The organism is Pontibacillus yanchengensis Y32 (assembly GCF_000770635.1).
GTDB lineage: Bacteria > Bacillota > Bacilli > Bacillales > BH030062 > Pontibacillus > Pontibacillus yanchengensis.
Genome location: NZ_AVBF01000007.1, coordinates 1 through 15933, shown reverse-complemented (window position 1 = coordinate 15933; position 15933 = coordinate 1). Strand labels below are relative to the sequence as shown.

The 15933-nt window shown below is 38.3% G+C and carries 14 protein-coding genes and 1 pseudogene; 3 read left to right on the top strand and 12 right to left on the bottom strand.

Annotated elements, in window-relative coordinates:
* Position 1 precedes the first annotated feature (1 nt).
* The 4 genes from N782_RS04120 to N782_RS04105 all read right to left on the bottom strand — a co-directional run bounded on the left by N782_RS04120 (position 2) and on the right by N782_RS04105 (position 3848).
* Positions 2-448, bottom strand: a complete 447-nt coding sequence (locus tag N782_RS04120; RefSeq protein ID WP_036816526.1) for an acyl-CoA thioesterase — start codon at positions 446-448, stop codon at positions 2-4.
* 192 nt (positions 449-640) lie between these two features.
* Positions 641-1408 (bottom strand): succinate dehydrogenase iron-sulfur subunit, encoded by a 768-nt coding sequence (gene sdhB / locus N782_RS04115; protein WP_036816682.1) that lies wholly within the window; start codon positions 1406-1408, stop codon positions 641-643.
* A 2-nt stretch (positions 1409-1410) separates the two neighbouring features.
* Positions 1411-3171, bottom strand: a complete 1761-nt coding sequence (gene sdhA / locus N782_RS04110) for a succinate dehydrogenase flavoprotein subunit (RefSeq protein ID WP_036816523.1) — start codon at positions 3169-3171, stop codon at positions 1411-1413.
* Between the two features lie 62 nt (positions 3172-3233).
* Positions 3234-3848 (bottom strand): succinate dehydrogenase cytochrome b558 subunit, encoded by a 615-nt coding sequence (locus N782_RS04105; protein WP_036816521.1) that lies wholly within the window; start codon positions 3846-3848, stop codon positions 3234-3236.
* Between the two features lie 396 nt (positions 3849-4244).
* Here N782_RS04105 and N782_RS04100 point away from each other — a divergent pair, with 396 nt between their 5' ends.
* The gene (locus N782_RS04100) at positions 4245-4673 is read left to right on the top strand and encodes a YslB family protein (protein WP_052111165.1); all 429 of its coding nucleotides are present in this window, start codon (positions 4245-4247) and stop codon (positions 4671-4673) included.
* Between the two features lie 56 nt (positions 4674-4729).
* Here the strand turns inward: N782_RS04100 and uvrC are convergent, their stop codons facing one another.
* The 7 genes and pseudogenes from uvrC to N782_RS04065 all read right to left on the bottom strand — a co-directional run bounded on the left by uvrC (position 4730) and on the right by N782_RS04065 (position 12338).
* A complete protein-coding gene (gene uvrC, locus N782_RS04095) occupies positions 4730-6532 on the bottom strand; it encodes an excinuclease ABC subunit UvrC (RefSeq protein WP_036816680.1) in 1803 nt (600 codons plus the stop codon).
* Positions 6533-6751: 219 nt separating this feature from the next.
* Positions 6752-7084 (bottom strand): annotated as a pseudogene (gene trxA, locus N782_RS04090) (thioredoxin); the annotation flags it as partial.
* Positions 7085-7292: 208 nt separating this feature from the next.
* On the bottom strand, positions 7293-8273 hold the full coding sequence (locus tag N782_RS04085; RefSeq protein WP_036816514.1) for an electron transfer flavoprotein subunit alpha/FixB family protein: 981 nt from the start codon (positions 8271-8273) through the stop codon (positions 7293-7295).
* A gap of 42 nt (positions 8274-8315) precedes the next feature.
* A complete protein-coding gene (locus N782_RS04080; protein ID WP_036816511.1) occupies positions 8316-9089 on the bottom strand; it encodes an electron transfer flavoprotein subunit beta/FixA family protein in 774 nt (257 codons plus the stop codon).
* A 17-nt stretch (positions 9090-9106) separates the two neighbouring features.
* On the bottom strand, positions 9107-9880 hold the full coding sequence (locus N782_RS04075) for an enoyl-CoA hydratase (protein ID WP_036816508.1): 774 nt from the start codon (positions 9878-9880) through the stop codon (positions 9107-9109).
* 14 nt (positions 9881-9894) lie between these two features.
* Positions 9895-10485 carry a TetR/AcrR family transcriptional regulator gene (locus N782_RS04070; protein WP_036816505.1) on the bottom strand — a complete coding sequence of 197 codons (591 nt, stop codon included), beginning with the start codon at positions 10483-10485 and terminating at the stop codon, positions 9895-9897.
* Positions 10486-10631: 146 nt separating this feature from the next.
* On the bottom strand, positions 10632-12338 hold the full coding sequence (locus tag N782_RS04065) for a long-chain-fatty-acid--CoA ligase (RefSeq protein ID WP_036816503.1): 1707 nt from the start codon (positions 12336-12338) through the stop codon (positions 10632-10634).
* A gap of 248 nt (positions 12339-12586) precedes the next feature.
* Here N782_RS04065 and N782_RS04060 point away from each other — a divergent pair, with 248 nt between their 5' ends.
* Positions 12587-12793, top strand: coding sequence for a hypothetical protein (locus N782_RS04060; RefSeq protein WP_036816500.1), 207 nt, complete (start codon positions 12587-12589; stop codon positions 12791-12793).
* 338 nt (positions 12794-13131) lie between these two features.
* On the opposite strand, the gene N782_RS04055 is transcribed toward N782_RS04060, so the two are convergent.
* Positions 13132-13839: a DUF421 domain-containing protein gene (locus N782_RS04055; RefSeq protein WP_036816497.1), complete on the bottom strand. Its 708-nt coding sequence runs from the start codon at positions 13837-13839 to the stop codon at positions 13132-13134.
* Positions 13840-14020: 181 nt separating this feature from the next.
* Here N782_RS04055 and abc-f point away from each other — a divergent pair, with 181 nt between their 5' ends.
* Entirely contained in the window at positions 14021-15577 is a 1557-nt protein-coding gene (abc-f, locus tag N782_RS04050) for a ribosomal protection-like ABC-F family protein (protein ID WP_036816496.1), read from the top strand.
* Positions 15578-15933: the final 356 nt, after the last annotated feature.

Genomic DNA, 15933 nt, shown 5'->3' with positions numbered 1-15933 from the left:
ATTATTTTGGAACAAGTAGTCCCTTTATTTCCTGGGGAATTTCGACAGGTTTCCCAGTGTCTTTATTGATTTGGACAACTCGTCCTCTACCCGTTAAACAAACTTCATTACTTTGATTGAGTGCTAAGTAGTGTAAATCGTATGAAGTTGTACCTATATAATTCACCTTTACATAAAGTGTAAGTTGATCATCAAAATAGATTTGTTGATGAAAGTCACATTGCAAATCTGCAACAACAGGAATGCTCTGCCATTCAGATTTAGCTATATCAAAAATTCCAAGTGATTTCATAAATTCAATTCTAGCTTCCTCAAAATAAATAAAAGGAGCAGTATTGTTCATATGTCCGAACATATCAGTTTCTGAGAAGCGAACTTTCACAGGTACATAAAACACAAACTCCTTAACCCAATTCTCTGGACTTTCTATATAGGATGTTCTCTTCATTATTCTCTACCCCTTAGATTCACACGTTATTTTTTTACAGCAGCCTACTAATATGTACCCTTACATAAATATTCTCATTACGACAAAGAAAAATCCTGACATATCAACTGACATGTCAGGATCCTTCCAACTTCATCTACTTACTAACCTGGAAATTAACTATTACCAGTATATCCGAATTTGAGGTTACTCTTATTCTACTTCGTGGTCACTTCCAAAGAAGCTCTTGAAGGAATGTAAAGCAGTCTCACGGTTCATAGAAGCAATGGATGTTGTCAAAGGAATACCTTTAGGACAAGATTGAACACAGTTCTGAGAGTTTCCGCATTCAGCTAAACCACCCTCACCCATTAATGCTTCTAAACGTTCATTCTTATTCATTGCTCCTGTAGGGTGGGAGTTAAATAAACGAACCTGAGAAATAGCTGCTGGGCCAATGAAATCGGATTTACTATTTACGTTTGGACAAGCTTCTAAACATACACCACATGTCATACATTTAGAAAGCTCATATGCCCATTGACGCTTATTTTCAGCCATTTTAGGTCCTGGTCCAAGATCATACGTACCATCGATTGGTACCCATGCTTTTACCTTCTTCAAAGAATCAAACATGCGACTACGGTCCACACCAAGGTCACGCATAACCGGGAAAGTAGACATTGGCGCTAGACGGATTGGTTGCTCTAGTTGGTCTACTAACGCTGTACATGATTGACGAGGTTTTCCATTGATAATCATAGAGCATGCACCACATACTTCTTCCAAACAACCCATATCCCAGTACACAGGGGTGGTTGCTTCTCCATTAGCATTGACAGGGTTACGACGAACTTCCATCAGAGCTGAAATCACGTTCATATTGTTACGGTATGGAATTTTAAATGTTTCATCATAAGGTGCTGATTCCGGATCGTCTTGTCGTGTCACAATAAGTGTAACTTGTTTATCTTCACTCATCATTAATTACCCCCTTTGCTCTTAGAGTAGTCTCGCTTACGTGGCTCAATAAAGGAAGTATCAACTTCTTCATAACTGAATTCTGGTGCATTCTTTTCAGGATTGTAAGATGCTTTTGTTGTCTTTAACCATTCTTCGTCATTACGATCAGGATAGTCTGGTTTAAAGTGAGCTCCACGGCTTTCGTTACGGTTATAAGCTCCAATTGTTATAACTCTTGCAAGGTGCAACATGTTTTCTAATTGACGAATAAACATGGCGCCTTGGTTACTCCAACGAGTAGTGTCATTAACATTGATATCTTTAAAACGTTCTTGTAATTCTTGAATCTTCTTATCTGTTTCAAGCAGTTTATCATTTTTACGAACAACAGTAACGTTATCCGTCATCCACTCACCAAGCTCTTTGTGGATTTGATAAGCATTCTCCGAGCCGTTCATGTTCATGATAGCTTCGAACTTGTCTTGTTCTTCTTTTAGCTTATCATCAAACAGCTTAGAAGACATGTCTTCTGCAACTTTATCTAAACCTTGAATGTACTTCACAGCATTCGGACCAGAAACCATTCCTCCATAAATAGAAGAAAGAAGAGAGTTAGCACCTAAACGGTTACCACCATGCTGTGTGAAATCACATTCTCCAGCTGCAAATACTCCAGGGATGGTCGTCATCTGATCATAATCTACATACAATCCACCCATAGAATAGTGTACAGCAGGGAAAATCTTCATAGGAACTTTACGCGGGTCATCTCCTACGAATTTTTCATAAATTTCAATAATTCCACCTAGCTTAACATCTAGCTCTTTGGAATCTTTATGAGAAAGGTCAAGATAAACCATGTTTTCTCCGTTAATACCTAGCTTCTGGTTAACACAAACATCAAATATTTCACGTGTTGCGATATCACGAGGAACAAGGTTACCATACGCTGGATACTTCTCCTCTAAGAAATACCAAGGTTCTCCATCCTTGTACGTCCATACTCGTCCACCTTCACCACGAGCTGATTCACTCATAAGACGTAGTTTGTCATCTCCTGGAATGGCAGTTGGGTGGATTTGAATAAACTCACCGTTTGCATAAACAGCCCCTTGCTGGTATAAGGATGAAGCCGCAGAACCTGTATTGATAACAGAGTTCGTGGATTTACCAAAGATAATTCCAGGGCCACCTGTAGCAATAATCGTTGCATCAGCTCTGAAGGATCGAATTTCATGTGTCGTCATGTTCTGAGCCATAACCCCACGACTTACTCCAGATTCATCAACTACAGAAGAAAGGAATTCCCATCCTTCATATTTCGTTACAAGACCTGCCACTTCATGACGGCGAACTTGTTCATCAAGTGCATATAGTAATTGTTGCCCAGTAGTTGCTCCTGCATATGCAGTACGGTGGTGTTGAGTTCCACCAAAGCGACGGAAATCAAGGAGACCTTCTGGTGTACGGTTAAACATAACTCCCATACGGTCTAACATGTGAATAATGCTTGGTGCTGCCTCACACATTGCTTTAACTGGTGGTTGGTTCGCTAAGAAGTCCCCACCATAAACTGTATCATCAAAGTGTTCCCAAGGAGAGTCACCTTCCCCTTTGGTATTAACCGCACCATTGATTCCACCTTGCGCACATACAGAGTGAGAACGTTTAACAGGTACAAGAGATAATAAATCTACATGTACACCTGCTTCAGCGGCTTTGATTGTAGCCATAAGACCAGCTAGGCCTCCGCCTACTACGACGATGTTTTCATTACTCATTGTTACTACTCACTCCCTTTTATACTCTAAAACAGAACGTTTCTTTATAATCTTTTTATTTATTACAATGCGAATGCTAGTATTGCAGCTATTCCTACGTAACTAAGCAATACAAATACGCCTAGTGTTACATACGTTGATATAACCTGTGAACGTGGAGACATTGTGATTCCCCAAGACACTAAGAATGACCATAAACCATTAGCAAAGTGGAACGTTGTCGAAATCACACCAATTATGTAAAAAACCAACATAAATGGATTTTCCAAAATATTCTCCATTAATGCATAGTTTACTTCAACATTTCCCAGCCCTGCTTGGATACGAGTCTCCCATACGTGCCAAGTTACGAAAATCAGTGTAATGATACCTGATATCCTTTGCAGATAGAACATCCAGTTACGGAAATATCCGTAAGATGATACGTTATTCTTGGAGGTAAAAGCTATGTACACTCCGTAAATAGCGTGGAAATACAATGGGATGAAAATAACAAATAATTCTAACACAATCCTAAATGGAAGATTCTCCATAAAGTGTGCTGCACTATTGAATGCTTCTGGTCCACGTGTTGCAAAATGGTTAACAACTAAGTGTTGGATTAAAAATAGTCCAACTGGTATTACCCCTAGTAATGAATGTAATCTTCGATACAAAAACTCTCGGTTCGCTGCCATTTGTGACGTTTACCCCCCTCAGTAAATAAGTAAATCCTATTTTTGGTATGCACACTTTTCAGACAATAAAGCGCTTTACAAACGATTAAAAAAATAGAGGAATGCTTTCCTCCCCCACATTGCCTGTAAAAAAGTACAATTTGTGACACGTTTATTGTACTTCTATAGTCTGTAAGCGTCAAGAAAACTTGTTGCTAAATTGGTGATTAGAATGGAAAACGTTAACAGGGTTACTTAACGTAATACTCTATATCTTAACATCTGACACTCTATACGTCTAAAGACTTGAATGGGATTTCCTAGATAGTTTATCTTCTCTAATTATGCTATCTTTATCCATTGCGCATACCCCTATCAGCCTGTAATAATGAGAAGAAGATAGAGAGGATGAACAAAATGAATGATCAAATCGCAAATCTATTCGACCAATATCAAGACATCCCTTCTTCTTTGATCGGGCATGAGGTATTGAGAACACAGCTTCTTCCTGATTTATTGGGAAAAGAATCAGATACCATTCTTTATATAATGGGCAAAAACTTAGCACGTTATTACCCTTGTGCGTCTTTAGATGAAATTGAAACGTTCTTTACGACTATGGGATGGGATCATATCACCTTAGAAAAGGAAAAAAAGAACGAGTATCATTTTTCCCTAAAAGGAGAATTAACTACCAAGCGCTTAACTTATAATCCGCCTTATTCTTACAAGCTAGAAGCTGGGTTCCTAGCAGAACAAATCACTCTTTTAAAAGAAAAACAAGCAGAATGTGCCTATGAAACTGATCAACGCAACCAAACTGTAAGCTTTGAAGTAGTCACATAAAGGCTTGATAAACTATGAACACCCTAGTCACTTCTATGAGAGACAGGGTGTTTTGTTTAAAGTTCTTCTTCTTGTTGTGGATCTGGCTCTTGGTTTAAGTGATCAAGTATAACTTGTGCTACATTGGTAGGGACTCCTAATTTTGTGAAGTCTGCAATCTCTGCATTTTTTATCCCCTCAATCGACTGGAAGTGCTTCAGTAGTAGACGACGTCTTTTTTCCCCTACCCCAGGTATCTCATCCAATTCTGATTGAATAGCACCTTTTCCTCGTAATTGCCTGTGAAAGGAAATAGCAAAACGGTGAACTTCATCTTGAATACGTTGAATAAGATAGAATTCTTGAGACTGACGATCCATGTCTACCATTGTGGGTGGATCACCATATAGTAATTCACTAGTACGGTGCTTATCATCTTTTGCTAACCCGCATAATGGTATATCCAAGCCTAACTCATTTTCCAATACTTCTTGAGCAGCAGTCATCTGCCCCTTACCACCATCAACTAAAATTAAATCTGGAAGAGGCAATCCTTCCTTTATAACTCGTTTATATCGACGGCGAATGACTTCACGCATCGTGTCATAATCATCAGGACCTTGCACATCTCTAATTTTATATTTTCGGTATTCCTTCTTATCGGGTTTACCATCAGTAAAAACGACCATTGCTGAAACTGGGTCCGCCCCTTGAATATTAGAGTTATCAAATGCTTCAATACGATGTGGTACTTCAATATGCAGTCGTTCCCCTAGATCTTCCACTGCTTTAATCGTACGCTCTTCATTTTGCTCAATTAATGAGAACTTCTCATCCAATGCAATCTGTGCATTCTTTTGGGCTAATTCAACTAATTCTTTTTTTCTGCCCCTCATTGGAATGTGAACATCTACCTCTAACAACTCTTTTAACATTTCTTTATCTGCACCTACTGGCACGAGTACCTGTTTAGGTTTTGGATGGTTTTTATGAAGATAGAACCTACCGATAAAACTAAGGAATGTTTCTTCAGCATCATCGAAAAAAGGAAATATAGAGACATCACGCTCAATCAACTTGCCCTGACGAACAAAGAATACCTGAACGCACATCCAACCTTTATTATATGAATAGCCAAATATATCACGATTAACTTGATCATTTAACGTCATTTTTTGCTGTTCCATTACAGAATCAATGTGCTGCATTTGATCTCTAAGTTCTTTCGCTCGTTCAAAATCCATATCCTCTGATGCCTGATACATTTTCCCTTTCAAGTCCTCTTTGATTTCCTTGTGTCCACCATTTAAGAACTTCGTAATCTCATTAACGATACCTTGATTTTGCTCTTGAGTAACTGTAAATTCACAAGGTCCTAAACATTGGTTCATATGATAATACAAGCATACTCGATCAGGCATCGTATTACACTTCCGTAAAGGGTACAAACGATCTAACAACCTTTTTGTTTCCCTTGCTGCAATAACGTTTGGATAAGGTCCAAAATACTTTCCCTTATCTTTTTTTATATTACGAGTCACGATAAGTCTTGGATGTTTCTCTGATGTAATTTTTAGATAAGGATACGTTTTATCATCTTTTAGAAGTACATTGTATTTAGGATCATATTTTTTTATTAGATTCATTTCTAAAATTAACGCTTCTAGTTCAGAAGTAGTGACAATGTATTCAAAATCTACTATCTCCTGCACTAAACGCTGCGTTTTAGCATCATTCGCACCAGTAAAATAGGACCGAACGCGATTTTTTAATACTTTTGACTTGCCGACATAGATCACAGTGCCATGCTTGTCTTTGTAAAGATAGCACCCTGGTTGATCTGGTAGAACGGCGAGTTTTTCTTTGATGTTTTCATGCACTGTCATCACTCTCCCCCCGTTTAACACCATGCTAATAGTATAGCACGAATCTCCACTACCTCATGAAAGGTGATGTTCTTATTCTACAGTTTAGTATGTTTCCACCTTTCTAACCAACAAATTCTTGAAGCAGAAAATACACTCTTATTAAAAGCAGAGTTCACATACAAAAAACAGCCTGGAGACCAGGCTGTTTTTCAAGATCAAGTGTATTTTGGATTAAGAATGTTTGTTAATTAGTTCTACTAGTGATTCTTTTGGTTGGAAACCAATTACTTGATCCACTACTTTACCATCTTTGAAAAGCAGTAGCGTTGGGATACTCATAACGCCATATTTACCTGCTGTTTCTTGGTTTTCATCTACATCTAATTTTACAATTTTAACTTGGTCGCTCATTTCTGTATCTAGTTCTTCAAGTACAGGAGCGATCATTTTACAAGGTCCGCACCATGGTGCCCAAAAGTCTGCTAGTACTAGACCTTCTCCTGTTTCTTGAGGGAAATTTTGGTCGCTTGCATGTACGATAGACATATGTGAATTCCTCCTAAATAACTTCTGTTTGTTAGATTTTCTTTATAAAGTATATCACTTTCATATACCACACGCTAATAATCTGTTTATAATTACCTTACCCATAACAAATAATAACATTCTCCTTATGTTATGGAAAAGAGCTTGCTCACAGATTCGCTTTTTGCGTAAATATAAAAGTAAAAAGCACTGTAATAGAGTATATTACAGTGCTTTAAATTGTTGATTAAGAATTGACTTTAATCTCTTTAATTTGCTCTGTCAACTTAGGAACTACGTCAAAAAGATCTCCTACAATGCCATAATCAGCTACATTAAAGATATTTGCTTCTGGATCTTTATTTATGGCCACTATGACTTTGGAGTTTGACATGCCTGCTAAGTGCTGAATAGCGCCTGAAATACCACACGCAATATATAAATCAGGTGTTACAACTTTACCAGTTTGACCAATTTGTAGAGAGTAATCGCAATATTCAGCGTCACACGCTCCACGTGAGGCTCCTAACGCTGCACCTAATACGTCTGCCAATTCTTCTAGTGGTTTAAAGCCTTCTGCGCTTTTCACACCTCGACCACCAGCTACGATAATATTCGCTTCAGATAAGTCCACTCCATCTGATGTCTTTCGAATAATATCTTGAATAATCGTGCGTAAGTCAGCGATATCCACCTCTTTAGCAGAAACACTTCCGCTTCGGCTATCGTCACGATTAAGCGCTTTAATATTATTCGGACGAATCGTCGCAAACATTAATCCATCTGTTATGATTTTCTTCTCAAATGCTTTACCAGAATAGATTGGGCGCGTAAACACCATATTTTCCCCAGTTTCCTCAATATCCACTGCATCTGAAATCAAACCTGTTTCAAGCTTACTAGCAAGCTTAGGAGTCAGGTCTTTTCCTATAGCTGTATGCCCCATTATAATACCTTCTGGTTTTTCTTCCTCTATAACGGCCATTACAGCTTGACCAAATCCATCTGAAGTATAGGTAGTTAATTTATTATTTTGAACGGTTACAACTCGATCTGCACCATAGTAAACCATTTCTTGACCCATTTCTTCGAGGTTTTCCGAACCGCATAGTACTCCGACAATTTCTCCGCCATCACTTACTTTCGTAGCGGCAGCAATCGCCTCAAATGTAACATTACGTAGAGCTCCATCACGAGCTTCCCCAATTACAAGCATTTTTCGACTCATAAAGATTCCCCTTTCTTAATAGCTGTTCAGTATGAAAGATGTTTATAGTACTTTTGCTTCGTCACGTAGAAGCGTTACAAGTTCTTTTACTTGGTCCTCTACTTCCCCTTCAAGAACTCTTCCTGCTTCTTTTTCAGGTGGTAAATAAATTTCAATTGTTTTTGTTTTCATTTCTACATCATCTTCCTCTAAGTCAAGATCATCTAGTTCGAGCTCTTCAAGAGGCTTTTTCTTCGCTTTCATAATTCCTGGTAGTGACGGATAACGAGGCTCATTTAAGCCTTGCTGACATGTAACGAGTAACGGTAATGAACTATCAATTTTTTCTACATCACCTTCAACATCACGCTCAATGTGTACCGTTTCTCCATCGATTTCAATGTTTGTGATTGTTGTTACATACGGGATATCCATACGTTCAGCCAAGCGAGGTCCAACTTGTCCGCTCGCCTCATCAATCGCAACATTACCAGCTAAGATTAAGTCAGCATCTTTATCAGCAAAAAATGCTTCTAAAATTTTAACAGTTGTGTACTGATCGCCCTCTTCCACATCGTCTTCTGTGTTAATCAACACGGATTTATCTGCTCCCATAGCAAGTGCTGTTCGCAGTTGCTTTTCTGCATCTTCTCCTCCGATTGTAACAACCGTAACTTCTCCACCGTGCTCATCACGAAGTTGAATTGCTTCTTCAATTGCGTATTCATCATAAGGGTTAATGATAAATTCAGCGCCTTCTTCTTCAATACGACTATCTTCAATCACAATTTTCTCTTCAGTATCAAATGTACGTTTCATCAGAACATAAATATTCATAACCTTACCCCCTAGTTCTATTGGTCTTTAAATTGTGGCTTGCGTTTTTCTATAAAAGCTTGAACGCCTTCTTTGGCATCATCATTACCAAACACTTTACCAAATTCATCAGCTTCACTTGATAAACCGCTTTCAAAATTCGATGTAAACGTGTATGGCAATAAGCGCATAACAGCATGGATAGATGGTCCACTCTTCGATGTAATTTTTCCAGCAAGGGTCATAACTGTGCTTTCCAATTCTTCATCAGCAACAGCATGATTTGCTAAACCTAAGGAAGCGGCTTCCACTCCACTAATTGGTTCACCTGAAAGAATCATTTCATAAGCTTTTGCTTGCCCGACATATCGCGGTAGGCGTTGAGTACCAGCAAAGCCTGGAATAATCCCTAAAGATAATTCAGGTAGACCTAGCTTGGCACTCTCTGTAACGATACGCATATGACAAGACATTGCTAACTCTAAGCCTCCACCCAGCGCAGCACCATGTATTGCAGCAATAACAGGGACATGGTAGTTTTCAATACGATTAAACAATTGTTGCCCTTGTTTTGCTAGATTGCTATATTCACTCTCTGCTTGCAATGAAGTGAATTCTTTAATGTCTGCACCAGCAGAAAAGAACTTTCCCTCTCCTTTAAGCACTACTGCTTTAATAGTGCTATCCTGCTCAATGTGATCTAACGCCTGGGCTAAATCTTTTAAAATATAAGTAGCTAGTGCGTTAGCAGGAGGGCTCTGAATTGTAAGAACAGCCACCTGTTCTTTTGTTTCAAATTGAAGATGGTCCACTAAATGTTCCTCCTTTATTCCCTTGATTGTGATAATCCATTTATAAGAAGTTGATGGACACCATTAGCCTGTTGCATCAAATCATACTTTTGCTCGTTCATCACCCAATTGGTAACAGTCTCGTCCAGGGTTCCAAATACCATCTGTCGAACGAGTCGCATGTCTAAGGATGGGTCAAAATGTTTCTCATCCATTCCTTCTTGCACTATATGATCGATGACTTCTAGATACCGCTTTAATACATCATTAATTTTTAGTCGAAGTTCTTTATTTGACTGACGCAACTCTAGCTGAGTAACAATAGCTAATTGATGATTTTTAGCAAGTTGACTGTAATGCATCTCTACCATTGAAAGAAGCTTCTCTTTTGCATTCGACTTTGTTTGTATTTCTTCCTCTATTTTTTCGATAAATTGCCCCATTTTTTCTTGAAATAGGGACACAAGTATATCTTCCTTGTTCTTAAAGTATAAATAGATTGTTCCATCTGCAACGCCAGCTTTTTTGGCGATCTTAGAAACTTGTGAAGAATGATATCCATTTTCAGCAATGACTTCTACAGCTGCATCTATAATCTGTTTGTATTTTGGTTTGTTTTTTTTCATAATCGATCCCCTAACTCTGTCTAACCTCATGCCTCTGAAAAATGAATGAATCATCATTCATCTATATTTTACAAAACTGCATTGTTCCTGTCAATCATGAGTATTAGACTTGTCCTTTTATCACCAAAGAAAAAAGAGCCAAAGGCTCAAACAGTCTTTTGATTGTCTATAGATTGCTTCTTTTTCTCTTCATCTACTAATGCTCTTCTTAGAATCTTCCCAACTGCTGTTTTCGGTAATTCTTCTCTAAATTCATATATACGAGGTACTTTATAGGCTGCCATATGCTTTCTACAAAATTGATCCAATTCCTCTTCCGTTAATGAGTAGTCTTGTTTTAATACAACATAAGCCTTAACCGTTTCTCCTCGATAAGGATCTGGAATACCTGCAACAACCACTTCTTGAATACCTTCGTGTTCATATAAAACTTCTTCTACTTCACGTGGATATATGTTATATCCTCCTGCTATAATCATATCTTTTTTTCGATCTACTACAAAGAAATAACCATTCTCATTCATGTATCCTAAATCACCAGTTAACAGCCAGCCTTCTCGCAAAACATTGTCAGTCTCTTCTGGGCGGTTCCAGTACCCTTTCATAATTTGTGGACCCTTCACGGCAATTTCTCCTATTTCCCCTACTTCCACTTCCTCCGTTGTATCTGGTTTAAAAATTTTAGCATCCGTATCTGGCCACGGTACGCCAATACTACCGCTAACGCGATTCGACCATACAAAATTGGAATGGGTAACAGGTGATGATTCTGTTAAGCCGTATCCCTCTACTAGCTTTCCATTTGTCACTCTCTCGAATTGCTCCTGTACCTCAGCTGGTAGTGGCGCTGAACCACTTATACAAGCTTCTATAGAAGAGAGGTCGTATTTAGATAAAGATGGATGATTTAATAGAGCTATATAAATTGTTGGAGCTCCTGGAAATAAGGTTGGCTTTTGTTTTTGGATTGTTTTTAATACATCTTCCACTTCAAACTTAGGTAATAAAACCATTTTTGATGCAAACATGATAGAAAGATTCATAACTGCGGTCATGCCATATACATGGAAAAATGGGAGAATACCTAAAACGATTTCTTCTCCTTGTTTTGCCTTATACAACCAAGCCTTACACATTTGAGTATTTGATACTAAATTAGAATGAGTCAGCATAACACCTTTAGGATATCCTGTGGTTCCACCTGTATATTGAAGTAGTGCTAGATCTTCTTTAGGGTCAATGTCTACAGCTGCTACCTCACCAGACGCCTCTTCTAATGCACGACTCCATACGTGTGTATCTTTATTATGTTCCACATTTACAACTAGCTTATATTGTCTTTTTTGTATGAATGGATAAATCATGTTTTTCGGAAAAGGCAGATATTCCTTAATACTTGCTACAACAACATGCTGTAAATCCGTACGTGCTTTCACATTTGAAACCTTTGGATACAAAATATCTAAACATACAATCATCTTTGCACCAGAATCTTTAAGTTGATACTCCAATTCCCTTTCCATGTATAAAGGATTGGTTTGAACCACTATTCCACCAGCCATCAGTACACCATAATAGCTAATAACAGACTGTGGCGTATTCGGAAGCATAATAGCTACTCGATCACCTTTTTCTAAACCTAGCTTTTGAAGATAACTGGCGAAAGCCTTAACTTGCTCATATAACTCATGAAACGTAATTTCTTTCCCTAGAAAATGAAGCGCTTTCTTTTCAGGATATGCTTGAGCGCTTTCCTCCAAAAATGACTGCAAAGGCTTCTCATCATACGTTAGAGATGCTGGAATTTGTTCAGGGTAATGACGACTCCATGGTTTTTCTATCGTGTGCTCCATTACAAAACCCCCTTCTTTTTGCTTAGACTTAACTTTATTATAACGATAAGTGCACATAATTTGAATCACTATTTGAAATTTTTAAAAAATTCCAATTAAAACTTAAGTTGGAATTTTTTAATATAACCAGTCCATAGGTCTCCCTCTCTTTAGAGATGATGTGAAAAATAAGTCCTAACAAAATTCTCTTTAGATATAGAATATCTTCACTAAAACTACTTAAGTTAACAAAGAAGGAGGGCGATTACATGCCAAACCAAAAACAAAACACTCATTCTCAGACGTCTCCTCATCCTGATGGAGAGAGAGAAGGCGTAATTAACGATTCAACAGGAAAAGAGGTAGGAATTGCTAAAGAATCAAAAGGAGATTGGAACCGCAAGGACCATCAAATTGAATTGCAACCCGATGAAAAAATGAAAGATTTTAAAAAAACGATGGAAAAGCTTTTGTAACAAGAAAAGCGCAAGCGCCCGTCTAGCGACGTATATGCTGGACTGAGCCGTAGGAGATAAAGGCAACACGAAGAACGAAGTGATTCGATGTTAACTTATCGTACGGAGGCGAGGGAAGCATACTAGTCGCTGGGCGCTGAAGCTGGACGTGGCTACTTCACTTTTTTAGTTATACACAAGCATTGAAATTTATAATTTCCTAGACAAGAACAAAAGCTCGGGGCGCCCTGCTAGCGACGCACAAACTGCGGCAGACTGTACTTCGCTCTGTAATTTTCACATTACCTATCTTTATGTAGTGGACAATACAAGGAGAAAAAACGTCTCTTCTGATAATCTCAGAAAAGGCGTTTTTTCTCCTCATCGTTGTATTCATCTATATATATGGAACCATCTTTTTGGAGTTCAGCATAAAAAACCTTTTCAGGAGTTTTTATTCCCAACTGTTGTAATTGAGCGGACAACCATTCCTCACTTAATCCTAAATCACGCAGGTTCTTCCCTAAAATATTGCCTCCCATAATAATGGATGTTGGCAAAGGAAACTGTGGTGGAGTAGATGCAGCATTTACATCAGTTCTACTTGCAGGTAATTTCCCTTCTTTTTTTAGTACGGAAAGTTTACCATTCGTTTCCATAATTGCATAATCTACATCCTGTATAGAAAACACATCCTTGTTTCGCAACAATAACACCACTTCATCCAAGTCCATACGCAGTCTTTTTAACGCATCATCCATAATTTTGCCTTGTTTAATCACAACTACTGGTTGTCCATCCATTATATCTCTTACGCTCTTGGAATTAATACTAATAAGTCCGGCAATCACCGTAAGTGCACTCCATCCAATTAATGCGGTATATCCAGTAACCATTTCTAAATTTTCATCTATGGTAAGACTTCCTCCAATTGTGCCAATACTAATACCAGTAACATAATTAAAGAATGTTAATTGACTAATTTGCTTCCTCCCCATCACCCTGGTAAGTATAAGTAAGACAATAAATGTAAGAAGAATTCTAACTAGTACCTCTATCACACTCATAATACATTTACCTCCATCCCTTTTAGTAGCGTTTACTAAAAATACGAAATCACTTTTGTAAATTTATGGTAGGTTTTGTATGGGCTTTCATGAAGAAAAGTATCCCTCCCCCTATCGGTTATTAGCTTAGACCTTTATAATGGATAAGGATGACTAAGAAAATGAGGTAAGGTGTATATATATGAGTTTATTAACCGTAAGTAATTTGAGTCATGGTTTTGGGGACCGTGCCATCTTTGATGATGTATCGTTCCGCTTGCTACAAGGAGAACACATCGGACTCATTGGAGCAAACGGAGAAGGTAAATCAACCTTTATGAATATCATTACAGGCAAGCTTCAACCAGATGAAGGAAAAGTTGATTGGTCTAAACGCGTCCGTGTCGGATACTTAGACCAACATGCTGATCTTAAACCTGGTATGACGATGCGTGATGTATTAAGAACAGCTTTCCAATACCTGTTCGATATGGAAACAGAAATGAATGAGTTATTTGCTAAAATGGGGGAAGTTGAGCCTGAAGAGCTAGAATCATTGTTAGAAGAAACGGGAAAACTGCAAGATGCTCTAACCAACAACGATTTCTATATTATTGATGCAAAAGTTGAGGAAGTAGCTAGAGGACTAGGATTGGATGATATTGGTCTTGAACGCGATGTCCATGACCTAAGTGGTGGACAACGTACCAAAGTATTGCTTGCTAAGCTACTGCTTGAGAAACCAGATATTTTACTACTTGATGAGCCAACTAACTACTTGGACGTTGAGCATATAGAATGGTTAAAGCGTTATTTACAAGAATACGATAACGCGTTTATTCTCATTTCTCACGATATACCTTTCCTAAATAGCGTAGTAAATTTAATTTATCACATGGAGAATCAAACCATCACTCGTTATCCAGGAGATTATAATGAATTTCTTCGCGTTTATGAAATGAAGCAACAACAGCTAGAAGCTGCCTATAAAAAGCAGCAAAAAGAAATTGCTCAACTAAAAGACTTCGTCGCACGTAATAAAGCAAATGCTGCAACAAGTAAAATGGCTATGTCCAGACAGAAAAAGCTCGATAAAATGGATAAAATTGAGCTTTCTAGTGAAAAACCTAAGCCAAAATTCGACTTCAAGCAAGCGCGTACTCCTGGTAAATACTTGTTTGAAACAAAAGATCTTGTAATAGGCTATAACGAACCATTATCAAGACCTCTTAACCTTGAAATGGAAAGAGGTCAAAAGATTGCACTATCTGGTGCCAATGGAATTGGTAAAACCACACTACTTCGTTCCATCCTAGGTGAGATTCAACCTGTTTCTGGAACGGTGGAATTAGGTGATCATCTCGAAATAGGTTACTTTGAACAAGAATTGAAATTCGAAAATAATGAAACGTGCTTAGAAGAGGTTTGGAATGAATTCAGACACTTCAACCAAGCTGAAGTACGTTCTGCACTAGCGCGTTGCGGGTTAACACCTAAGCATATTGAGAGTAAAGTACAGGTGCTAAGTGGAGGAGAAAAAGCAAAAGTTCGCTTATGCAAGCTTATGAACAAAGAAACCAACCTGCTTGTATTGGATGAGCCTACAAACCACTTGGATGTCGACGCGAAAGCTGAGCTTAAGCGTGCTCTTCAAGCATATAAAGGTAGCATCCTACTCATCTCCCATGAACCTGATTTTTATCAGGATATTGTGACGGATGTTTGGAATTGTGAAGATTGGACTACTAAAGTATTTTAATTTCAGAATTTCAGATAACAGCTACTAAACTTGACACATTCATTAAGAACAAAAGCTCGGGGCGCCCTGCTAGCGACGTACAAACTGTCCTAACTCTATGGAAGTTCGATTAAAACCGCTACATCACGTAGCAACATCGAACCAACCTACGTCCTGTAGGCCGAAAGGAAACACGAAGAGCGGTAGCGATTCGATGTTGACTTATCGTAAGGAGGAGCAGGAAGTTTGCTAGTCGCTGGGCGCTGGAGCTGGACGTGGCCACATCACTTTTTTAGTTATACACATGCATTGAATTTTATAATTTCCTAAGCAATAAAAAAAGAAGGGGCTGGGACATAACTAGCCTCAAGTAATTA